The organism is Sphingomonas sanguinis NBRC 13937 (genome assembly GCF_001591005.1).
Lineage (GTDB): Bacteria > Pseudomonadota > Alphaproteobacteria > Sphingomonadales > Sphingomonadaceae > Sphingomonas > Sphingomonas sanguinis.
Genome location: NZ_BCTY01000004.1, coordinates 118,352 through 140,651 on the forward strand (window position 1 = coordinate 118,352; position 22,300 = coordinate 140,651).

The 22,300-nt window shown below is 66.1% G+C and carries 18 protein-coding genes; 12 read left to right on the forward strand and 6 right to left on the reverse strand.

Going from position 1 to position 22,300, the window contains the following annotated elements; genetic code table 11:
• Positions 1–90 precede the first annotated feature (90 nt).
• The 7 genes from SSA01S_RS03965 to SSA01S_RS03995 all read left to right on the forward strand — a co-directional run bounded on the left by SSA01S_RS03965 (position 91) and on the right by SSA01S_RS03995 (position 10,534).
• Positions 91–1,092 (forward strand): LacI family DNA-binding transcriptional regulator, encoded by a 1,002-nt coding sequence (locus SSA01S_RS03965; RefSeq protein ID WP_061779316.1) that lies wholly within the window; start codon positions 91–93, stop codon positions 1,090–1,092.
• Complete coding sequence (locus SSA01S_RS03970) at positions 1,089–2,624, forward strand: tryptophan halogenase family protein (RefSeq protein ID WP_061779317.1); 1,536 nt, start codon at positions 1,089–1,091, stop codon at positions 2,622–2,624. The genes SSA01S_RS03965 and SSA01S_RS03970 overlap by 4 nt, the downstream gene beginning before the upstream one ends.
• A 220-nt stretch (positions 2,625–2,844) precedes the next feature.
• A complete protein-coding gene (locus SSA01S_RS03975) occupies positions 2,845–5,823 on the forward strand; it encodes a TonB-dependent receptor domain-containing protein (protein WP_240954698.1) in 2,979 nt (992 codons plus the stop codon).
• A gap of 214 nt (positions 5,824–6,037) precedes the next feature.
• Positions 6,038–6,718: a DUF6445 family protein gene (locus SSA01S_RS03980; protein ID WP_061779356.1), complete on the forward strand. Its 681-nt coding sequence runs from the start codon at positions 6,038–6,040 to the stop codon at positions 6,716–6,718.
• Positions 6,715–8,508 carry a family 43 glycosylhydrolase gene (locus SSA01S_RS03985; RefSeq protein ID WP_061779319.1) on the forward strand — a complete coding sequence of 598 codons (1,794 nt, stop codon included), beginning with the start codon at positions 6,715–6,717 and terminating at the stop codon, positions 8,506–8,508. Before SSA01S_RS03980 ends, SSA01S_RS03985 begins: the two co-directional genes overlap by 4 nt.
• A gap of 130 nt (positions 8,509–8,638) precedes the next feature.
• Positions 8,639–10,168 (forward strand): L,D-transpeptidase family protein, encoded by a 1,530-nt coding sequence (locus SSA01S_RS03990; RefSeq protein WP_156477657.1) that lies wholly within the window; start codon positions 8,639–8,641, stop codon positions 10,166–10,168.
• Positions 10,169–10,177: 9 nt separating this feature from the next.
• Positions 10,178–10,534: a hypothetical protein gene (locus SSA01S_RS03995; protein WP_061779320.1), complete on the forward strand. Its 357-nt coding sequence runs from the start codon at positions 10,178–10,180 to the stop codon at positions 10,532–10,534.
• Between the two features lie 130 nt (positions 10,535–10,664).
• Here the strand turns inward: SSA01S_RS03995 and SSA01S_RS04000 are convergent, their stop codons facing one another.
• Genes SSA01S_RS04000 through uxuA form a run of 3 tightly spaced genes read right to left on the reverse strand, consistent with a single transcriptional unit; the run spans position 10,665 to position 14,649 of the window.
• A complete protein-coding gene (locus tag SSA01S_RS04000) occupies positions 10,665–12,041 on the reverse strand; it encodes a mannitol dehydrogenase family protein (protein ID WP_061779321.1) in 1,377 nt (458 codons plus the stop codon).
• The gene (gene uxaC / locus SSA01S_RS04005; protein ID WP_061779322.1) at positions 12,038–13,450 is read right to left on the reverse strand and encodes a glucuronate isomerase; all 1,413 of its coding nucleotides are present in this window, start codon (positions 13,448–13,450) and stop codon (positions 12,038–12,040) included. Before uxaC ends, SSA01S_RS04000 begins: the two co-directional genes overlap by 4 nt.
• On the reverse strand, positions 13,447–14,649 hold the full coding sequence (uxuA, locus tag SSA01S_RS04010) for a mannonate dehydratase (protein ID WP_240954700.1): 1,203 nt from the start codon (positions 14,647–14,649) through the stop codon (positions 13,447–13,449). The genes uxaC and uxuA overlap by 4 nt, the downstream gene beginning before the upstream one ends.
• A 141-nt stretch (positions 14,650–14,790) precedes the next feature.
• Between uxuA and SSA01S_RS04015 the strand changes: the two genes are divergently transcribed.
• Positions 14,791–15,693 carry a sugar kinase gene (locus tag SSA01S_RS04015; protein ID WP_061779324.1) on the forward strand — a complete coding sequence of 301 codons (903 nt, stop codon included), beginning with the start codon at positions 14,791–14,793 and terminating at the stop codon, positions 15,691–15,693.
• Positions 15,694–15,876: 183 nt separating this feature from the next.
• Positions 15,877–17,550, forward strand: a complete 1,674-nt coding sequence (locus SSA01S_RS04020; protein WP_061779325.1) for an alpha-L-fucosidase — start codon at positions 15,877–15,879, stop codon at positions 17,548–17,550.
• Between the two features lie 105 nt (positions 17,551–17,655).
• On the opposite strand, the gene SSA01S_RS04025 is transcribed toward SSA01S_RS04020, so the two are convergent.
• From SSA01S_RS04025 to rplK, 3 genes are all read right to left on the reverse strand, one after another.
• Positions 17,656–18,162 carry a hypothetical protein gene (locus tag SSA01S_RS04025; RefSeq protein WP_061779326.1) on the reverse strand — a complete coding sequence of 169 codons (507 nt, stop codon included), beginning with the start codon at positions 18,160–18,162 and terminating at the stop codon, positions 17,656–17,658.
• A 192-nt stretch (positions 18,163–18,354) separates the two neighbouring features.
• On the reverse strand, positions 18,355–19,047 hold the full coding sequence (rplA, locus tag SSA01S_RS04030; RefSeq protein ID WP_058715478.1) for a 50S ribosomal protein L1: 693 nt from the start codon (positions 19,045–19,047) through the stop codon (positions 18,355–18,357).
• A gap of 4 nt (positions 19,048–19,051) precedes the next feature.
• Positions 19,052–19,483, reverse strand: coding sequence for a 50S ribosomal protein L11 (rplK, locus tag SSA01S_RS04035; RefSeq protein ID WP_007407063.1), 432 nt, complete (start codon positions 19,481–19,483; stop codon positions 19,052–19,054).
• Positions 19,484–19,725: 242 nt separating this feature from the next.
• Here rplK and SSA01S_RS04040 point away from each other — a divergent pair, with 242 nt between their 5' ends.
• From SSA01S_RS04040 to SSA01S_RS04050, 3 genes are read left to right on the forward strand one after another with little or no spacing between them, the layout of a single operon-like run.
• The gene (locus SSA01S_RS04040; RefSeq protein WP_240954701.1) at positions 19,726–20,496 is read left to right on the forward strand and encodes a hypothetical protein; all 771 of its coding nucleotides are present in this window, start codon (positions 19,726–19,728) and stop codon (positions 20,494–20,496) included.
• A 12-nt stretch (positions 20,497–20,508) separates the two neighbouring features.
• Complete coding sequence (locus SSA01S_RS04045; protein ID WP_061779327.1) at positions 20,509–21,672, forward strand: M48 family metallopeptidase; 1,164 nt, start codon at positions 20,509–20,511, stop codon at positions 21,670–21,672.
• Positions 21,669–22,256 carry a hypothetical protein gene (locus tag SSA01S_RS04050; RefSeq protein WP_061779328.1) on the forward strand — a complete coding sequence of 196 codons (588 nt, stop codon included), beginning with the start codon at positions 21,669–21,671 and terminating at the stop codon, positions 22,254–22,256. The genes SSA01S_RS04045 and SSA01S_RS04050 overlap by 4 nt, the downstream gene beginning before the upstream one ends.
• Positions 22,257–22,300 lie beyond the last annotated feature (44 nt).

Consider the following 22,300-nt stretch of genomic DNA (forward strand, 5'->3'; position numbering starts at 1 on the left):
TAACCGGTTACACAGGCGATCGGCATCGCACAAGATGCGACACATGCTATAGCGGGTTTCCTCGCGCATTTTGCGGGGAAGGGGAGGAATGTGAGGCAGTCATCGGCCACGATCCGTGACGTGGCGCGCGAGGCGGCGGTATCGGTCGCCTCGGTGTCGCGGGCGATGAACGGACATAGCAGCGTGCATCCCGACACGCGCGAGCGGGTGATGGCCGCCGCGCGCTCGCTGGGCTATGTCCCCCATGCGGGCGCGCGCAGCCTGTCGCTGTCGCGCAGCCATGCGATCGGTGTCGTCCTGCCCGACCTGCACGGCGAGTTCTTTTCCGAGATCGTGCGCGGCATGGACCGCGAGGTGACGGCGCGCGGCTATCACCTGCTGCTGTCCAACATGCACGCCGATGCCGAACGGGCGGCGCAGGCGGTGCGGTCGATGCGGGGCCGCGTCGACGGGCTGATCGTTATGGCGCCGCAACTGGTCGCGGGCGGGCTGGACGAGGCGCTGCCGCTGGGCGTGCCCGCCGTCCTGATCAACTCCCAGCACGGCCCGGGGCGCGCGTCGTTCCACATCGACAATGCGGCGGGAATCGCGGCGAGCGTCGAACATCTGGTGGCGCAGGGGCGGCGACGGCTGGTCCATGTCTCGGGCCCGTTCGGCAATATCGATGCGGACGAGCGGCGGCAGGGCTATCTGTCCGCCATGGCGCGTCTGGCTCCCGAGGTGGAGCCGGTCGTGATCGAGGGCGATTTCCACGAAGATTCGGGCGCGGCGGCGATGGCCGAGATCGCAGAACGGGGCGTGCGCTATGACGGAATCGTCGCGGGCAACGACATGATGGCGCTGGGCGTCCTTAGCGTGCTGCGCGAGCGGCGGGTCGATGTGCCGGGTGCGGTCGCGGTCACCGGCTTCGACGACATCCCGCTGGCCCGTTATCTGGGCCTGACCACGATCCGCGCGCCGCTGGCCGAGATGGGCGAGCGCGCGGTCGCCCGGTTGGTCGATGCGCTGGAGGGCGGGACGCTGGCGCTGGAGACACAGACTATCGCGACCGAATTGGTGATCCGCGCGACCAGCCCGGCGGGGGCAGCATGACGGGGGCGGCGCATCCCAATTCGCCGATCAAGACCGTCACCATCGTCGGCGGCGGCACCGCCGGATGGATGGCGGCGGCCTTGCTGTCGCGGCTGCTGCTCGGCGCCTACACGATCCGGCTGATCGAGTCCGAGGAGATCGGCACGATCGGGGTGGGGGAGGCGACCATTCCCGCGATCCGCACCTTCAACGGATTGGCCGGGATCGACGAGTTCGAGATGGTCCGCGCGACCCAGGCGACCTTCAAGCTGGGCATCGAATTCCGCAACTGGCGGGTACCGGGGCACAGCTATATCCATGGCTTCGGCAAGATCGGGCAGGACCTCTACTGGCTGCACTGCCATCAATTCTGGCTGAAGGAAGCGGCGCGGGGTCGCGCGAAGCATTTCGACCATTATGCGCTGAACACGCTGGCGGCGCGGATGAACCGCTTCACCATGCCCGATCCGGCGCATCCGAACTCGCCCATCGCCGATATCGACTATGCCTATCATTTCGACGCCTCGCTCTATGCGCGCTATCTGCGCGGGCGGGCGGAGAAGGCGGGGGTCGAGCGGATCGAGGGGCGGATCGTCGCCGCCAATCGGCGGGCAAGCGATGGCCATCTCGATCATGTCGTGCTGGCCGATGGGCGGACCGTCGATGGCGACCTGTTCATCGACTGCTCGGGCATGCGCGGCCTGCTGATCGGCGAGGCGATGGGCGTCGGCTATGAGGATTGGAGCCAGTGGCTGCTCTGCGATCGGGCACTGGCGGTGCCGAGCGCGCGGGGGAGTGGGCCGCTGACCCCCTATACCCGCTCGATCGCGCATGGCGCAGGCTGGCAATGGCGCATTCCGTTGCAGCACCGGACCGGCAACGGCCATGTCTATAGCAGCCGGTTCATGTCGGACGACGAGGCGGCGACGACCCTGCTGGCGAATCTCGATACGCCAGCACTCGGCGACCCGCGTCCTGTGCGATTCCGTCCGGGCAAGCGGACCCGTGCCTGGGAAAAGAATGTCGTCGCGCTGGGGCTGGCGGGCGGTTTCCTGGAGCCGCTGGAATCGACCAGCATCCATCTGATCCAGACCGGACTGCTGCGGCTGCTGGCGCTGTTTCCGGGGCGCGGATTCCACGCGGCGGACATGGCCGAATATAATCGCCAGACTGATTTCGAATATCGCGATGTGCGCGACTTCATCATTGCGCATTACAAGGTGACGCTGCGCGAGGACACGCCCTTCTGGCAGTATTGCCGCCACATGGGAGTGCCCGACAGCCTGGCCGAGCGGATCGAGCTGTTCCGCTCCTCGGCACGCTTCTTCATGCACGGCAAGGCCGAGCTGTTCCGCGAGGAAAGCTGGGTGCAGGTGCTGCTGGGGCAGGGGCTCGACGCGCAGTACGACCCGATGGTCGACATGATCCCCGACGCGCAGACCACCGCCTTCCTGAGCGATGTGGAGGAGGTGATCGCCGAGGTGGCGAGCGGCCTGCCTACCCATGAGGCGTTCATCGCCCGCCATTGCCAGGCCCCGCCGCTCCAGGGCTGACCGATGCGTCACCTGTGACGTTTGCGCAACAGCCGTCACGATAGTGAAATGGAATGCACAACGACGGTTGTAACCGGTTACGCGCGCAAGTAACCGGTTTCATAAGCCTCTCCCAACTGGTCGGTCGGCGCGTGCGCGCCAGGTCGGCCGGGGGCAGGAAGAGGCGCCAAGGGATGACAAGGAGGGGACTGAAATGGCATCCACTATCGATCGCGCGCGCATGAGCCGTGGAATTTCGGCGCTGGCGATGGCCGCCGCACTGGTCGTCAGTGCACCGGCCTATGCCCAGGCGACGGGCACGTTGCGCGGCCATGTCGAGGGCGCCTCGGCAGGCACCTCCGTCAAGATCACCGATCTGACCACCGGCCAGGTCATCACCGTGCGCACCAATGCGTCGGGTGACTATACCATCCCCGGCATCCGCCCCAGCACCTATCGCGTCGAGGTTCAGGGCCAGCAGCCCGAACAGGTCGTGGTGCCGATCGGCCAGATCATCACCGCCGATATCGGTGAACCCGCTGCCGCTGCCGGTAGCGAGGTCGCCGCTGGTGGCGCCGCTTCGGGCGATGTCGTCGTGACCGGCCGCCGCACCCAGGAAGTGCGCACCGCCGAGGTCTCGACCAACGTCTCGCAGCAGCAGATCGAAAGCCTGCCGCAGAGCGACCGCAACTTCCTGAACTTCGCCGCCCTTGCACCGGGCGTCGCGGTGACGCCGGGTCGCGGCAACCGTCAGGTCCAGGCGGGCGGCGTCAGCGCCGATAACGTCAACGTCTTCATCGACGGCCTGTCGTTGAAGAATCAGGTCAATCACGGCGGCGTCGCGGGCCAGAATTTCAGCCAGGGCAATCCCTTCCCGCAGCTGGCGGTGCAGGAATTCAAGGTCGATACCCAGAATTACAAGGCCGAGTATGAGCAGGCCGGGTCGGCGATCATCACCGCGGTGACCAAGACCGGCGGTGACAGCTATCACGGCACGCTGTTTGGCGAGTGGCAGCCCAGCTCCTTCTACGGCACGAAATATTTCGACCGTCCGGGTCAGCGCAACAACCAGGACGGCACGCGCGATCTCGGCAAGTTCGACCGCAAGCAATATGGCGCCGATCTGGGCGGCCCGATCATCAAGGATGTGCTGCACATCTACGGCGCGTTCGAGGCGACCGACCAGAAGGCTCCCTCGGCGGCGGTGCTGCTCGGCCAGACGGTGTCTGCCGACCCGACCCAGAATGTCCCGCAGGCGATCGCCAATCAGTATAATGGCAGCTATCCGCAGGATTTCAGCCAGCGTCTCTATTTCGGCAAACTGACCGGCTATGTGTCGGCGGCCGATACGGTCAATCTCAGCGGCTTTTTCCGCCGCGAAAGCAATCTGGCTGATTTCGGCGGCACCTCGGTCCCGTCGCACGGCCATCTGCTCCAGTCGAAGATCGACCTCTATCAGCTCGAATGGAACCATCGCGGCGACCATTGGCTGAACGAGCTGACCATCGCCTATAACAGCGTGTTCAACGGCACGCCGCGCACCAGCTCCGGCCCCGAGATCAATCTCGGCAAGCCCGGCGCGGTCGTCGCGCAGCTTGGCACCAACGGGTTCGAGCAGTTCGACAACCAGAAGACTTGGACGTTCAAGAACAACGTCACCTTCTTCGGCGACCGCCATGTCGTTAAGGCGGGTGTGAAGGTCTCGCTGAACGACCTGTCGCGCGCCGAGGACAATCTGGGCAATGGCGGCTATTATTTCCAGCCGTCGACCTTCACGAGCTTCGACGCCTCGACCCCGCAGCAGGCGGCGGTTTCGGTTGTGCCGGTGCGCCCCGCGACCGCCAAGGATACGCAGATCGGTCTGTTCATTCAGGACGACTGGACGGTTGACGATCACCTGACCATCAACGCCGGTCTTCGTTGGGATTACGAGACCAACGCGAAGAACGAGAAGTTCGTCACGCCAACCGCCATCGCCAATGCGCTACGCAACTATCAGCCCTGGCAGGCGGCGGGGATCAACCCGAACGACTATATTTCCACCGGCACCAACCGGAAGCCCTATTGGAAGGCGTTCCAGCCGCGTCTCGGCATTTCCTATGACCTGAATGGCGATCGCGACACGATCTTCTTTGCGGGCGCCGGGCGCTATTATGACCGGCCGCTCTTCATCGCCTCGGGCATCGAGACGGTGAAGCAGCTTTATCAGCAGACCGTCACGCTCAGCTTCTGCGACGGCCCCGGCCAGCCGAGCTGCGCCAGCATCCGCGCGACCAACAATGGCGCGCTGCCCGCCGCGACGCTGGCCTGGAACAACAACTACAAGAATGTCGACGCGTTGCGCGCCGCGGCGACCGCCACGGGCGTGGGCGGCGAGGTCTGGCTGCTCAACAACGATACCAAGCTGCCCTATTCGGACCAGTTCAACATCGGCTTCCGCAAGCGGCTGGGCGTCGTCCAGACCTCGGTGACGTTCAGCCACATCCGCAGCTACAACATCTTCAAATATGTGCGCGGCAACCGCCTGCCCAGCGGGCAATATACCAGCCAGGGCGATCAGTGGATCGAGGACAACTTCCCCGCCCAGGGCATCCTGCCCGGCTATAGCGGCAAGCTGAACATCGGCTCGAACGCGGGCAAGGCGGTGTATAACGCACTCTACTTCACCGCCGAAAAGCCGTTCGTCACGGGCTCGAAATGGGGCTTCACCGCGACGCTCACCGTGCAGCAGGCCAAGAGCAATGTTGCCCAGGAACTGCAGGGTGACGAATTCTACAATGGTCCGCGCATGGATGCGTATGGTTGGAATTATGTCGCGGGCGTCGAGAAGTGGCGCTTCGTCGGCACCGGCATCGCCAAGGGGCCATGGGATACCAAGATCTCGGTCACCGGCACGTTCAGCTCGGGCCCGTCCTTCGGCCAGGTCATCTTCCCGGCCAACCCGCCGGAGAACGCCAATGCTTATGGCAATTTCGGCGGCGTGTTCTGGCCCGACCAGATCGTCGGTTATGCCTCGGTCGATCTGCGTATCGCGAAGAACTTCAAGATGCCCTGGGGGCATGACCTGGAGGTCAACTTCGCCGCGTTCAACCTGTTCGACTCGGTCAACCGGACCTATTCGGCCTGGGGTGCGGGCTCGGGCGTCAACCCGACCAAGCGCGAATTCGACACGACCGGCGTGCCGCGCTCGTTCCAGGTCGGGGCGCGTTACAAATTCTAAGGGGCGAGGGCGGCTTGCGTCGTCGCCCTCCTTTCAGAGGGGTAGAGCAAAATCTGTCGCTCCGCCCCGGCGACGGCCGGGGCCCAGTTGGGGAAGCATTGGTGATCTACGCCGATCGCATGGCAACTGGACCCCGGCCTGCGCCGGGGTGGTCCCGAATGAGCAAAAGACCGATGGGGCCATGTCGTCATTGGTATGCGGGGAGGGCGGCGTCGTGACGCCGCGCCTCCTGCGTGTCGGGCAATCACAAAGCCCGGTCGTGGTCGTCGACGATGTGCTGGGCGATGTCGCGGGCGTCGTCGCTCTGGCGGCGGCGCTCGCGCCCTTTCCCGAGGTGCCGGACAGCCATTATCCCGGCGTCCGGCGTGTCCTGTCGCCCGCCGACGGTCCCGCGCACGACTATGCGGCAACATTGCTCCAGATGGTCGCGCCGTTCATCGGCGGCGCGTTCGAGGTGGACGGCTTCGACTGGATCGAGGGCAGCTTCTCGATGGTCACCGCCGCCCCCGCCTCCCTGTCCCCGGCACAGCGCGCGCCGCATTTCGATTCGGCCGATCCCGGCTATCTGGCCGTCCTCCATTATCTGTCGGATACGCAGCGAAGCGGCACCGCCTTCTACCGCCAGCGCGCGACGGGCATCGAGCAGGTGACACCCGCCAATCGCGACGCCTTCATCGCCGCCGCCAGGCGGGATAGCGCGGGACTGGCGGGATATACCAACAGCAGCAACGCCGCCTTCGAGCAGATCGGCCTGGTCGAGGCGCGGGCCGACCGCGTCGTCATCTATCAGGGCAACCTGCTCCATTCGGGCATCATCCCGCCCGACATGCCGCTCAGCGACGATCCGCGAGCCGGCCGCCTCACCACCAACCTGTTCGTCCAGGCGCAACGATGATCCTGTCCCTTGCCCTCGCGGCGGCCGCCGTGCCCGCCCAGACCTATGCCAATCCCGTCGACATCGATTACCGCTATAATTTCGAGCAGGTGAACGAAGGTGTGTCCTATCGCACCGGCGCGGACCCGGTGATCGTGCGGTTCAAGGGGGCCTATTATCTCTTCCTGACGCTGGCCGATGGTTATTGGCGCTCGACCGATCTGGTCCATTGGCGCTTCGTCACGCCAAGCCGCTGGCCCGCGCAAGGCATCGTCGCACCCGCCGTCAGCTCGGACGGGAAGCGGCTGCTGATCATGCCGTCGATGACCGATCAGGGCACCATCTATTCGACCAGCGATCCGGCGAGCGGCAAGATCGACTATTTCGTTCGCCGGATGCCGCCCCTGCCCGGCGCGGTGCGTTCGGGGTTTGAGGACAGCATCAAGCCCGGCCAGGTGCCGCCCGGCCCCTGGGACCCCGACCTGTTCCAGGACGATGACAAAAGTTGGTATCTCTATTGGAACTCGTCCAACGTCTTTCCGATCTATGGCGCGCCCATCCGCTTCGTCGATGGCAAGATGGTCTATGGCGAGCCGCGCCGCTCGTTCATCCTGCTCGACCCGGCGCATCATGGCTGGGAGCGGTTCGGCCAGGATCATAGCGGCACGCTGCCGAATGGCACGCCGATCACCCCCTTCATGGAAGGGGCGTGGATGACCAAGGTCGCCGGGCGATATTATCTGCAATATGGCGCGCCGGGCACCGAGTATAATGCCTATGCCACCGGCACCTATGTCGGCACCTCGCCGATGGGGCCGTTCACCTATGCCCCGTACAACCCGGTCGGCTACAAGCCCGGTGGCTTCGTGCAGGGGGCGGGGCATGGCAACACCTTCCAGGATGCGCACGGCAATTGGTGGAACACCGGCACGCCCTGGATCGGCTATAATTGGACCTTCGAGCGGCGCATCGGCCTATGGCCCGCCGCGTTCGAGGCGGACGGGCAGATGCGCGTGTCGACCCGCTTCGGCGATTTCCCGCACCGGATGCCGACCACGCGCGTCACCGACCCGGAATCGCTGTTCACCGGCTGGATGCTGCTATCCTATCACAAGCGGGCGACGGCGAGCGGCGAGGTGGCGGGGCATCCGGCATCCGACGCGACGGACGAGAATCCGCGCAGCTTCTGGCTGTCGCCGACCAAAGCCCCGGGCGCGACGCTGACCCTCGATCTGGGCGCGGTGAAGACGGTGCGCGCGGTGCAGGTCAACTTCGCCGATTATAAAGCCGGCCGCTTCGGCGATGCGCCCGACATCTATACCGAGTTCCGGCTGGAGCAGTCGGTGGATGGCCGCCACTGGCGCCCACTCGCCCGGACCGAAGCGCCGCGTCGCGATCGACCCAACGCCTATTTCGCGCTGCCAGCGCCGGTACGGGCACGTTATGTCCGCTATGTCCACGGTCATATCGGGGGCGCGCATCTGGCGATTAGCGACCTGCGGGTGTTCGGCAATGCCGATGGTGTCGATCCCGCCGCCCCCGAGCTGACCGCCGCGACGCGCGAGGCGGACACGCGCAACGCCATGATCCGGTGGAAGCGCGTGCCGGGCGCGGTCGGCTATAATGTCCGCTGGGGCATTCGGCCCGATCGGCTGGCGCTGACCTATCAGGTCTTTGCCGACCGGGTGGCGGCAGGGGAGCAGGCCGCATTGCCGCTGCGCGCGCTGACCATGGGCCAGCGCTATTATGTCGCGGTCGAGGCGTTCGACGAACACGGCGTCTCGCGCCTTAGCCGCATTCAAGAGATGTAATCGGCCCTTTTCGGTTCTTTGGGAGCCAATTTGTCGGCGGATCGTCGTTCGGTTCAGCTTGGCGTAGGATTGCGCGGCGTAAGCGCGCTGCTGCGACGACAATAGGACGAATAGGGGCTATCATACCGACATGACCGCATCGCTTTTTTCCGTGAATCGCCCTTTTTTCGCCCGCTGCCTCGCCACCATGGCGGTCGGATCGCTGGTAACCACGCCGCTGATGGCGCAGGTCGCGCCGCCGCCGGTCATGGTGCCCCCCGCGCCGGGCGCGCAGACGCCGCCGCCCGCCATCATCACGACGCCCGTCGCTCCCTCCCTCGCTGCGCCAACAGCGATACCGACGCTGAGCGAGGCGCAAATCCGCCAGCTCGCCACGCTGATCGCACAGGCCGAGGTGGCGCAGGGGTTGCGCCAGGGGCCGCCGCGTGACCTGTCCACCCTGTCACCCGCCGCGCTGACGCGTGTCGCGCTCGACTATGCCCATGCGGTCCATGTCGGACGGCTCGATCCAAGTGACTTCACCAAGGACTGGGGCATCCGGCCGCAGCCCTTCGATGCTGCGCCGGGCTTTGCCGATGCGGTGCGCCGCGATCGGCTGGCGGATTGGGTCGCCTCGCTGCCGCCGCCCTATGCGGGCTATGACGCGCTGGTGAAGGGGCTGGCGCGCTATCGCGCGATGGCGGCGGCGGGCGGCTGGTCGTCGCTGCCCGCGACCACGATCAATTTCGGCGCGAGCGGGCCGCAGGTCCTGGCCTTGCGCAAGCGGCTGGCGATGGAGGACCCGGCGGTCAGCACGACCGGCGAGCGGTTCGACGACGACCTGCTCGCCGTGGTCCGCCGGGCGCAGCGCCGCTATGGCCTGAACCCGGTCGGTACGGTGGGCGGCCAGACCATCGCGATGCTGAACGTGCCGGTGGCGCAGCGCATCCGCCAGATCATGGCGAACATGGAACGCTGGCGCTGGCTGCCGCAGCAGCTGGAGGCCAAGCGGGTGCAGGTGAACATCGCCGCCGCCGTGCTGACCGTGTTCGACGGCGACAACCCGGTCATGTCGATGAAGGCGGTCACCGGCCGTCCGGGCAACGAGACGCCGATGCTGGTGTCGACGATCCGCAGCATCGTGCTGAACCCGCCATGGAACGTGCCCAGCTCGATCGCCAATAAGGAGCTGTGGCCCAAGGAACGGGCCAATCCAGGCTATCTGAAGCGTGCCGGTTTCCGCGTGATCGACAATGGCGACGGATCGAAGCGATTGCAGCAATCGTCGGAAAAGAGCGCGCTGGGGCGGTACAAGTTCGATTTCCCCAACGACTTCGCGGTCTATCTGCACGACACGCCCGCCCAGTCGGGCTTTTCCAAGTTTGACCGGCTCGCCAGCCATGGCTGCGTCCGGCTGGAAAAGCCCGCCGAGCTGGCGTCGCTGATGCTGAAGACCACGCCCGAATGGCAGCAGCCGCAGATCGATGCGACGATCGCCTCGGGCAAGACGGTACGCGCGACCATGGCGGAGCCGGTGGCGGTCTATCTGCTCTATTGGACCGCCTTCGCCAATGCCGATGGCCAAGTGGGGTTCCGTGAGGACCCCTATGGCTGGGACGCGCTGCTGGCGAGCAAGATCGAGGCACGCTCGGCCGAGCGGGCCCAGTCGACCAAGGATTAAAGGGGAAGCATGATGAAGATGATGAACAAGCGGGCGATGGCACTGGTCGCGGCGGGGCTGTTGCTCCCGGCGCTGGCAGGCTGCTCGCGCTCGTCCGAGGACCCGCCCGTGCCGGTCGAGAACGACACGTCGGTCGTGGAGGACAATATGTCGATGCCCGAAGAGGCCCCGGTCATGACCAACGATGCGGCGCCGGTCGCGCCGGTCAACATGGCCGCCGACACCGTACCGCCGCCGCCGCCCGAGCGTACCGTCGACCAGCAGATGCTGGACGATGCGTCCGCCACCGGCATGACTTCGCGCGTCCAGCGCACCCCGAGCAGCGATGCGCCCGCCGAGGGTGTCGAGCCCAAGGACGGGCAGTAACGCCTTATCATTCCTCCCCTGTAACGGGAGGGGGACCATGCGCAGCATGGTGGAGGGGTGTCCCCCTCTCGAAAGCGGGACACCCCTCCGTCAGTCCTTCGGACTGCCACCTCCCCTTGCAGGGGAGGAATTACAGTTCAATCGCTCGGACCAGCGCCTGACGCTGCACCTCGGTCGGCTGCCATAGGCCCGCCATCGAACCGCCAGCGCCGAACAGCGCATCCACGACCCGCCCCGCATCGCCCTGCGCCCACAGCCTGGCCAGCTCTGCCCGGCGTGGATCGGGTGAGGCGTCATTCCCGGTGCGGATGAAGCGCAGCCACGCCGCCAGCGCCGTCAGCGTGGCGGGCGCGTCCCCGCCATGCGCCGCCAGCGAGGATAGCCAGCGCGGGCCGACCTTTTGCGATCCGTCGCTGGCGATCTGCGACAACCGATGTTCCAGCGTGACATTGGCGAAGCGGGCAAGCAGCGCATCGGCATAGGGATCGAGCTGCTGCCCCTCGGCGGCCGTGAAGCTGGTCGCCGCCTCTTGGCGCATCAGCCTTTCCACCACCGGGCGGATCGCCGGATCGGCCACCGCCTCGTGCACGAAACGGTGGCCGCGCTCCAGCCCCAGATAGGCGAGCGCGGAATGCGCGCCGTTGAGCATACGGAGCTTGGCGGTCTCATAGGGCGCGACATCGGCGACGAACTGTGCGCCGCCTAATTCCCAGCGCGGACGGTCGCCCGCGAAATCATCCTCAATCACCCATTGGCGATAGGGCTCGGTGACGACCGCGGCCTCGTCACGCATCCCCAGCACCGCCTCGACCCGCGCGCGGTCGCCATCGGTGACGGCGGGGACGATGCGGTCGACCATGGTGTTGGGACAGCGCCAGTCGCGCTCGAACCAACCGCGCGCCGCCGTTTCGCCCTGATGGTTGAGGAACGCTGCGACACCGGCGCGCAGCACTCGGCCATTGTCGGGCAGATTGTCGCAGCTCACCAGCGTCAGCGGAGCCAGGCCCGCCGCCTGCCGCGCGACCACTGCCCGGGCGAGATGATGGTAGATGCTGTTCCCGTCCGCGACGATGCCCGCCAGATCGGTCGCGCCGTCCGGTCGCCGCCAATAGCCCTTCTCGGTCACGGTCAGCGTGACGATCCGCGTGTCTGCCGCCGCGAGCAATGCCGCCAGCCGCTCCGGGGCCTTGGCCGCCACGGTCACCTCGCGGATCGCACCGATCAGCCGGACCGACTCGCCTTCGCTCGACCGTTCGGTGACCGTATAGAGCCCGTCCTGCGGCGCCATCTGGTCATGCACGCCCGCCGACCGCAGCGATGCGCCCGCGATCGCCCAATCGCGATCCCCCGCCGCCATCGCGTCATCGGTATAAACCGCCTGATGCGCGCGGTGAAACGCGCCGAGCCCCAGATGCACGATGCCGATCCGCTGGCTCGCCCGATCGTAACCAGGGCGCGAGACACCGGCGGGCAGATGGGCGGCGGTCGCCTCGCTCAGCCGGGTCACAGCCGGTACGCCGTGCGGACCAGCCCGTTGGTCAGCGCATGGGCGAGGTCCACCGCCTCATCCTCTTCCAGCCGGTGCTCGGCGACGAGCCGCGCCAGAAAGCCGCAGTCGATCCGCCGCGCGACATCATGCCGTGCCGGGATCGACAGGAAGGCGCGGGTGTCGTCGTTGAACCCGACCGTGTTGTAGAAACCCGCCGTCTCGGTGGTCATCTCGCGGAAGCGGCGCATCCCTTCCGGGCTGTCGTGGAACCACCAGGCGGGCCCCAGCTTCAGGCAGGGATAATGCCCGGCCAGCGGTGCCAGCTCGCGCGCATAGACGCTTTCGTCCAGCGTGAAGAGGATGATGGTCAGGTCGCGCTCATTGCCGACGACATCGAGCATGGGTTTCAGCGCATGGACGTAATCGGTGCGCATCGGCATGTCCGCGCCCTTGTCGCGCCCATGGCTGGCGAAGAGCCCTGCATTGTGGTTGCGGAACGATCCGGGATGGATCTGCATCGTCATGCCGTCCGCGACGCTCATCTTCGCCATCTCGGTCAGCATCTGCGCGCGGAAGAGTTCGGCATCGGCGGGCGTCCAGTGGCCGCCGATGATGCGCGCAAACAGCGCCTCGCACTCGGCGGTCGACAGGTTCGCGGTCGCCGCCGTCGGATGGCCGTGATCGGTGGCGGTCGCACCCAGCGCGCGGAAGGCGGCGCGACGCTTGGCATGGGCGGCGAGATAGCCGGACCAGCTATGGACATCCTCGCCGGTCAGCTCGGCGAAACGCTGCATCGCGCCCGCGAATTGCTCATGCTCGACATCGATCACGCTGTCGGGGCGATAGGTGGTGATGACGCGGCCCTTCCAGCCGGAGGCCTGGATCGCCTGGTGATGGACCAGCGAATCGTCGGCGCCTTCGGTCGTCGCCAGGCACTCGATACGGAACCGCTCGAACAGCGCGCGCGGGCGGAAGGCGGGGGTGGCGAGCGCCTCGCCGATCGCGTCGAAATAACGGTCGGCGGTCGCTTCCTCCAACGCCTCGTCGAAGCCGAACACCTCGGCAAAGACATGGTCCAGCCACATGCGCGACGGCGTGCCGCGGAACAGGTGATAGTTCGACGCGAACAGCTTCCACGCCGCGCGCGGATCGGCCGCGGGGCGGCCACCACGATGCGGGATGCCCAGATCGTCGAGCGCAATGCCCTGGCTGTAGAGCATACGGAAGACATAATGATCGGGCGCGAGCAGCAGGTCGCTGGCGTCGGCCCAGGGTTCGTCGGTGGCGAACCAGCGCGGATCGGTGTGGCCGTGCGGACTGATGATCGGCAGGTCCGCAACCTCGGCATAAAGCGTCCGCGCGATGCCCCGCGTCGTCGGGTCGGCGGGCAGCAGCCGGTCGGGGTGAAGCTCCAGCTTGCGGGTCATGCGGTCAGCTCCAGTTCGGCCGGAGCGGCGTTTGCGTTCAAGCCCAGCATATGCACGATTCCCTGCTCCAGCCCACGCAGCTCGGCCAGCCCGCGCATCCGGCCGAGCAGCGAATAGCCGGGATTGGAGCTGCGATGAAGGTCGTCCATCATCCGGTGGCCATGGTCGGGCCGCATCACGATGGCGCGGTTCTGTGCATGCGAAATCTCGACCACCGCCTGCATCACCTGGGTCATGCGGGCATTGCCGCCCAGATGCTCGGCCTCATGGAAATTGCGCTCGCCTTCTTCCCAGCCGACCGAGCGGAGGTGGAGGAAGTCGATCCGGTCGGCAAAGCGCCGGACCATCGCGGGCAGGTCGTTGTCCGGCCGTGCGCCGAATGAGCCGGTGCAGAAGCACAGCCCGTTCGCCAGCGACGGCACGGCGGCGTAGAGATGCTCCAGATCCTCCGCCGTGCTGACCACGCGCGGCAGGCCGAAGATCGGGAAGGGGGGATCGTCGGGATGGACGACCAGTTTGATGCCGACCTCCTCGGCGATCGGGCAGACCGCGCGTAGGAAGGCGATGTGGTTCGCTCGCAGCGCCTCGGCATCGATCCCGGCATAGCTGTCGATCGCGCGCAAGAAGGCCGGCGAGTCGAAACTCTCCTCGCTACCCGGCAGCCCTGCGATGATCGTGCGTTCGAGCTTGTGGCGCTCCTCGGGCGTCATCGCGGCAAACCGCTCAGCGGCGGCGGCGCGGACTCCTTGCGAATAATCCGCCTCGGCCCCCGGGCGCTTCAGGATATGGATGTCATAGGCCGCCACCGCCGCCCATTCGAAGCGCAGCGCGGTCGCGCCGTCGGGAAGCTCCCAGTCCAGGTCGGTCCGGGTCCAGTCGAGCAGCGGCATGAAGTTATAGGTGACGGTCCGCACACCCTCGGCCGCCAGATGGCGCAGGCTGTCGCCATAAGCCTGTACCAATTCGTCGGTCAGCTCGCCCCGCTTGATCGCGTCGTGCACCGGCAGGCTCTCGACCGTCGACCAGCCGAGCCCGGCCGCCTCGATCATCGCACGCCGCTCGGCGATTGCCTCGCGCGGCCAGACCACGCCATTGGGGATTTCGTGCAGCGCGGTGACGACCTCTGTGGCACCGGCCTGGCGGATGTGGGACAAGGCGATCGGGTCGGCGGGTCCGAACCACCGCATAGACTGGATCATCAACACGTCGGCTATCCTCGTCCCATATCGCATTTTCCGATCGGTAGCGGTAGCATCGGCGTTTCGGATTGACCAGTTACAAATTTTGGCCTTGCCACTATCGAGAGGGCACAGGCTGATACGATAAAGGAGAGAAGGCCGATGCGGATCGTGGTTGTCGGGGAGGGCATGATCGAGTTGACGCGGGCCGAGGGCGGCCTGTGGCGGCTGGGCCATGGCGGGGACACGCTGAACACCGCGATCCATCTGGCGCGCCTGGGCGCTCATGTCCGCTACGTCACCGCGCTGGGCGACGATCCGTTCAGCAATACGCTGATCGCGGACTGGTCGGCGGAGGGCATCGATACCAGCCTGATCCAACGCGACCCCAGCCATATGCCCGGCCTCTATGCGATCAACACCGATGCAGCCGGTGAGCGCAGCTTCGCCTATTGGCGTGGACAGAGCGCGGCGCGCCAGACGCTATCCCTGCCGGGCGCCGAGGCGGTGATGGCGGAGGCGGAGCAGGCCGACCTTCTGTTGTTTTCGCTGATCACGCTGGCGGTCCTGAAGGACGAAGGGCGCGATCGCCTTTTCGCGCTGGCCGGGCGGGTTCGCGCGCGCGGGGGACGGGTGGCGTTCGACGGCAATTATCGTCCGCGCCTGTTCGCCGATCAACAGGTGGCGCGCGACCTGTGCGCTCGCGCGATATCGGTCTGCGATATCGGTCTGCCGACGCTGGAAGACGAGACGATGCTGAACGACGCGACCTCGGCCGAACAGGTGCAGGCGCATTGGCGGGCGGGCGGCGCGGGCGAAGTGGTCGTCAAGCTCGGGGCGGAAGGCTGTCTGTTGGCGGGTGATGGGATCGTGCCCCCGCCCGAGCGTCTGAACCCGCGCGATACGAGCGGTGCGGGTGATGCGTTCAATGCGGGCTATCTGGCGGCGCGGCTGGGCGGAGCCTCTCCGGCCAAGGCGGCGGTGCGCGGCCATCGCCTGGCGGGATGGACCGTGATGCGGGCCGGAGCGATCCCGCCGCGTGATGACGCGATGCCGAACGGATGAAGACGCTTTTGGACTGACCAATACCGGCGGAATGTCAGGCTGGTCTTAGTCGTTCGGTCATATATAAATATCATAGGCGATTGTTCGATCTCATTTGTAAAACTTCTTGCCACTCTCGTAACCGGATGACACATTATGTCGGACATGAATGGTCGAAAAAACGACCGGTGCGGGAGTGTGGAGATGAAGGTGAATCGGCGTGATCTCTTGGGGGCGGTCGGCGTGGCAGGAGCCTCCACCGCACTCGGCCCGGTGGCAGCGTCCCAGGCTGCGGCACCGGGGCAGGCCCGAACCTTCACCCCCGATTGGGCCTCGCTGACGAGCGGTTACCGCGCGCCCGACTGGTTCCGGGACGCCAAGTTCGGCATGTGGGCGCATTGGGGCCCGCAATGTGTGCCCGAGGAAGGCGACTGGTATGCGCGCGGCATGTATGAGCAGGGATCGCGCGCCTATAACGCCCATGTTCGCAAATACGGCCACCCCAGCAAGGTCGGTTTCCTGGACGTCATCGGAAAGTGGAAGGCCGAGAACTGGAATCCGGAGCGACAGCTCGATCTCTACCAGCGCGCCGGGGCCAAATATTTCGTCGCGATGGCGAACCATCACGACAATCTCGACTGCTTCAACTCGCCGCACCCCTGGAACACCACCCGGGTGGGGCCCAAGCGCGACATTATCGGCACCTGGGCCAAGCTGGCGAAGGCGCGAGGGCTGCGCTTCGGCGTATCGAACCACAGCGCCCATAGCTGGCACTGGTATCAGCCCGCTTATGCCTATGATTCCGAAGGGCCGATGCAGGGCAAGCGCTATGACGCGGCCTGGCGGACCAAGGCGGATGGGCGCGGCACCTGGTGGGACGGGCTGGACCCGCAGGAATTGTACAACGGCCCGATCATGAAGCTTCCCGACGGATATCGGGACCGGACCGAGGTCGACGGCTGGCATGAGCGGAACGACAGGCTCTGGAACGAGGGCAAGCCGCTGGGCCGTCCCGATCTGGCCGCGAAATGGGCGCGCCGTTGCCGGGCGCTGATCGACAATTACCAGCCCGACCTGATCTATTTCGACAATTTCGACCTGCCGATGGAAGAGATCGGACTGGAGATGGCGGCCTATTATTACAACGCCAGCCAGCGTTGGCATAACGGGCGGCTGGAGGCGGTGCTCAACATCAAGACCACGCCGCCGCAGCGGCGCATGGCGGTGGTCGATGATGTCGAGCGGGGCGGCAAGACCTATATCGAAACCTATCCGTGGCAGACCGATACCTGCCTCGGCGCCTGGCATTATGACCGCAGCATCTATGACAATGACGGCTATAAGAGCGCGGCGACGGTGATCCACACGCTGTGCGACGTGGTGTCGAAGAACGGCAATCTGCTGCTCAACGTGCCGATGCGCGGCGACGGCACGATCGACGAGAAGGAAGAGCGGATCGTCGAGGGGATCGCCGCCTGGATGGGGCGCTATGGGGATGCCATTTACGGCACGCGGCCCTGGCGCGTTCATGGCGAGGGCCCCGGCTCGGGCGGCGGCGGCATGTTCAGCGAGACGCAGCACTCGAAGAACAGCGCGGCCGATATCCGTTATGTCCGCAAGGGCGAGAACCTGCATGCGTTCGTCCTGGGCTGGCCAGACGATGGCGTCGCGCGGCTGACCCTGCTGGCGAACGGCAACCCGATCGGGCGAGGCCGCGTGGAGCGCGTCACCCTGTTCGGCGACTCGACGCCGCTGGCCTTCCGCCGCACCGACAAGGCGCTGGAAGTCACGCTCCCGGCGGGTGCCCGCGAGACGATCGGCGTGGCGCTGGTCCTGCAGGGCCCGGGGCTGGTTGAGGGCAGCGTCCCGGTGGCGTGATGCCGATCCGTTTCCCCTCCGGGTAAGGCCTGGAGGGGGGGTAGGGGAAGTATGTATCTGCAAAATGAGAGCAAAGGGTGGGCTCGAACCTGAGCGGGGATCGTCTCACGGAACCGGTATGGGAACGAGCAGCGAGTAATCGGAAAGATTCCCAAGGCAGATGGCCAGGAGCCTTGCATCCTCGCTTCCATGGTCGTCGTAGAGGCGGGCGCAATAGCGAATGACCTTGGATCGCAGAGCCGGGTCCCGAGCGACTTCGAATTCCCGCTGCGACAGCTGGTTCCGATCCGTCATGCCTTGTTGCCACTTCGAGGTCATCAGGGCGAAAATCATGCCCTGCATAGCTTCGTCTTGTTCCCGCGCGCAGCCTATGTCGATCGCGCCGTGGCGGTTGCAATAGATGTAACCCCGCCGCCGGATAGCCTTTAGCCACGGCCGTTCCCGAAACAAAGTGCGCCAGAGGGGCGGGAGGACGGCATCGCCGTCAGTCTGCATGCGCGCAATGTCTTGCTCGGTAGGGCGTGGGCGGGAGGCCGGTCGTGCAACCAGCAGGCCGAGGCCGAATGCGAGCGGCATGCCGAGGCTCAGCGTCAAAAGGAAAATGGGGCGCATGGATCGACTATGCCGCATCCGGTGCGACCGACCGGCAAGCCGAGGAGGCGTTGCCCTGTGCGATGCGCATCGGCTCCGTTCATCATGAGGGTGCAGGCTGGGGAGGAAAAATCTGATCGACCTCCACGAAAAAGGGGGCCGGAACCGAAGTTCCGCCCCCCTGATCCTGTCAGCTTGCGCTGGCGGCGTAGGTTACGCGCCCGGGATTTCCGAGACGTTCACCTTGATGCCGCGGCCCATCGTCGACGAAACGGCGACCTTGCGGACATACTTGCCCTTGGCGCCCGACGGCTTGGCCTTGATCAGTGCGTCGACCAGCGCGTCGAAGTTGGCGCGCAGGTCTTCCGCCGGGAACGACGCCTTGCCGATGCCCGAATGGATGATGCCGGCCTTTTCGACGCGGTACTCGACCTGACCGCCCTTGGCCGCCTTGACGGCTTCGGCGACGTTCATGGTCACGGTGCCCAGCTTCGGGTTCGGCATCAGGCCCTTGGGGCCCAGCACCTTACCGAGGCGACCGACGACGCCCATCATGTCCGGGGTCGCGATGCAGCGATCGAAGTCGATGGTGCCGCCCTGGATGGTTTCCATCAGGTCCTCGGCGCCCACGACGTCCGCACCAGCGGCGCGTGCCTCATCGGCCTTCGCGCCCTTGGCGAACACGCCGACGCGAACGGTCTTGCCGGTGCCCTTGGGCAGGGTGACGACGCCGCGGACCATCTGGTCGGCGTGGCGCGGGTCAACGCCCAGATTGACGGCGACTTCGATCGTCTCGTCGAACTTCGAGGTCGCGTGGGTGCGCGCCAGCGAGATCGCTTCGTCGATGCCGTGCAGCTTCTCGGAGTCGATCTGGACCGACTTCTGCTTCTTGGTCAGCTTGGCCATGATCTTAGCCCTCCACCACTTCGAGGCCCATCGCGCGGGCGGAGCCTTCGATGATCTTGGTCGCAGCCTCGATGTCGTTGGCGTTCAGGTCCTTCATCTTGACCTGAGCGATTTCCGCGAGCTTCGAGCGCGCGATCTTGCCCGCCGACACCTTGCCCGGCTCCTTCGAGCCCGACTTCAGGTTGGCGGCCTTCTTGATGAGGTAGGTCGCAGGCGCGGTCTTCGTCTCGAACGAGAACGAACGGTCGGCATAGACGGTGATGACGGTCGGCAGGGGCGTGCCCTTTTCGACTTCGCCGGTCTGCGCGTTGAACGCCTTGCAGAATTCCATGATGTTCACACCGCGCTGACCCAGCGCCGGGCCGATCGGCGGCGAGGGGTTGGCGGCGCCTGCAGGAACCTGCAGCTTGATATAGCCGGTAATCTTCTTTGCCATGTCACTCTCTTTTCGAGTCTAGCGGTCGTGACGGGCGCGAGGCATAAGCCAGCGCACCCTCCCGCAAGGGTTCCGTCGCATGATGCTAGGGAAGCGCGGGCCGATAGCGGAATATGGGTCGAAACGCAAGGCAAGCATTGTGCTTGTCAGGAGCGAACCGGGCATGTCACCTTTGGTTCATGATGGACGACTCGGTCGAGGGAGCGACCGGTTCCGCCATCGCTCGAACGGGGGTTCGACACATGGGACGGGGATGGGGTGCGCTGGCCTCTGCGGCGGCGCTGACAATGGCTGCCACACCGTTGGCGGCGCAGGAAAAGACCGGCAACAAGCCCGGTTTCACCCTCACGCCCGGCACCGCCACCATCGTGCTGATGCGGCCCGAAATCGCGGTCGGCGCGCAGTCGACCGGTGGCGCTTTCGAGCCCAATGCCGACTGGACCGACCAGGCGCGCGAAAATCTGGGCAGGGCGCTGGCTCAGGCTCAGGGGCAGCTCGGCAACGAGGTCGTGAACTTCGTCGAACCGGTGGGGCAGGGGGCGGCGACCGCGCATGAATATCGCGCGCTGTTCACCGCGCTGGCCGACTCGGTCATCACCTATCAGTTCTTCCCGGGCAATCGCCTGCCCACCAAGAAGCGTGATGGCAGCTTCCTGTGGTCAATCGGGCCGGAGGTTGCCAAGCTGCCGGGCCTTCAGGGGGCCGACTATGCCCTGTTCGTCACGACGGTGGATCATTACGGCTCGACCGGGCGCAAGCTGCTCCAGGTGGTGGCCGCCGGGGTGGCCGGTGTCGGCGTGACGGCGGGCGTGCACAAGGGCTATGCCGGGCTGATCGACCTGAAGACGGGCGATCTGGTTTGGCTGAACGCCGATCTGGCGATGGGTGGCGATGTCCGCACGCCGGAGGGCGCGGTCAAGCGGGTCTCGCAATTGCTGGAGGGTTTCCCCGGCACCACCGCCCAGACCGCCGCCGTGTTGCCGTCGGCCGCGATCCAGACCGCGGCACGTTAAGGGCGGCCGAGCATGGCTGGATGGATGATCGCCGCTGCGCTGGCGAGCGCGGCCCTGGGCCATGGCGCGCCCGACAAGCTCGCGCCCCTGCCGCCTTATGGCGCGGCTTATACGCCGACTACGGTCGACGAACGTGGGCTGTGGCAGCAGGCGGACGAGGCCGAGCGCGACCTGCGCGACTCGCCCGCCGTGGTGCGTGACGCGGCGCTGAACGCCTATATGAGCAAGGTCCTTTGCCGCTCGGTCGGCGAGGATCGGTGCAAAGGCGTGCGAATCTATGTGGTGCGCGCGCCCTATTTCAACGCATTCATGGCGCCCAATGGAATGATGGTGGTCTGGACCGGCGCGCTGCTCCGTCTGCGCGACGAGGCAGAATTGGCGGCGGTGTTGGGTCATGAGTTCGGGCATTTCGAGATGCGCCATGGGCTGAAGACGTTTCGCCGGGCGCGGACGATCACCGACATCATCGCCTGGACCAGCGTCCTCTCACCCTACAGCACCCTGCCGGTCAGCCTGGTCCAACTGCACTTCTCCTATAATCGCGCACAGGAGACGGAGGCAGACCTGATGGGCCTGCGCTATCTGACGGCGGCGGGCTATCGGCCGCTCGCGGCATCGCGCATCTGGGAGCGGCTGATGGCGGAAGAGGATGCGACCGCGCTGGTGCGCAAACGGCGCGTCTCGCATCGTTATGCGGCAGGGTTCTTTGCCGATCATCCGACCGAGCTTACCCGCGCGACCTATCTGCGCGAGGCGGCGGGGGCGGATGGCGAACGCGGCGAGGAGGCACGCGATGCGTTTTCGACGGCGATGCGCCCGTGGCGCGCGACCTTTCTGGCCGACCAGATCAAGCTCAACGATTTCGGCGGCTCGGAGTATCTACTCGGCGAACTGGCGGGCGCGCAATGGACGCCCGACCTGCTGCTGACGCGCGGCGAACTCTATCGCGAGCGGGGCAATCCCCGCGATCTGGTCAGCGCGGCGCAATTCTATCAGCAGGCGATCGATGCGGGCTGCACTGATCCGGTTGCCTGGCGCGGGCTGGGCCTGTCCCTCTTGCGCGGGCAGCAGGAAGCGGCGGGGCGGGCGGCGCTCAAAACCTATCTGGAGCGCGCACCGCAGGCGAGCGACCGCGCGGCCATGGCGATGTTGATCGGAGAAGGGGGCGTGCAATGAGAGGTTTCAAGATCGCGGCGATCGGACTGGCGCTGGTCGCGGCGCCGGTGCTGGCGGGGAACAAGTTGATCCCGGCGGGGCAGCCGGTGGCGGTCGCCAAGTCGGTACTGACGGTCACGCCTTCGGTCGAATGGAACAAGCTGGGTGCGCGGCCGGGGCGCAATTCGGAGACATGGACCTTCGATGGCGATGCGCTGAACGACCTGACCTTCTACGGCGGGATCGAGCCCGAACAGACGCTGTTCCGCGAGGTCAGCAAGCGCACCAAGCCGCTGCCGCGCGTCAAGGCGACGATGCTGGTGACCGACATCCCGACGCTGGTCGAGAACAGCTATCGCATCGCGCTCGACACCCCGCTGTTCACCGTGGACGCGATGGAGCCGATGGCCTTTGCGGGCCAGCCGGGCATCCGCTTCACCTACAACTTCACCCGGCCCAACGAGGACCTGCCGCGCAAGGGCGAGGGGCGGGCTGCGATGATCGGCGGCAAGCTGTACCTGATCACCTTCGAGGCACCCCGGCTGCACTATTTCGACGCCGGGGTCGCTGCGTTCCGGCAGGTGGCGGACAGCGCCAAGCTGTAGGACGCCAGATGCGAAAAGGGCCGGTGGCGTCGCCGCCCCGGCCC